General features: G+C 69.5%; 1 protein-coding gene. It reads right to left on the reverse strand.

Annotated features, from left to right (window positions below):
- Positions 1–259 (reverse strand): hypothetical protein (locus tag OH705_RS27880; RefSeq protein WP_267303519.1); only part of this gene is annotated, 259 nt, incomplete at both ends.

Consider the following 259-nt stretch of genomic DNA (forward strand, 5'->3'; position numbering starts at 1 on the left):
CGCTGATGCCGCCGACCGAAATGCCGTCGCCCCAGCACTTGGCGATGTGCAGGTCGCGCAACCGTACGCGCTCCGCGCCCCGCACCATGATGCCGTGCCCCCACTCGCCTGTGGTCGCCAGGTGATGGTCGCGGTCGCCGATGATCCGCCCGCCGCTGACCTGCACGTCGTGCACGTCTTCGATCAGCAGGACAGACGCCCTCGGCGCAGCATTGGCCCTGGCGACCAACCGCGCGTCGGGCGCCATCGAACGATGCAT

This window comes from Pseudomonas sp. BJa3 (assembly GCF_026343815.1).
In the GTDB taxonomy this organism is placed as follows: Bacteria; Pseudomonadota; Gammaproteobacteria; order Pseudomonadales; family Pseudomonadaceae; genus Aquipseudomonas; species Aquipseudomonas soli.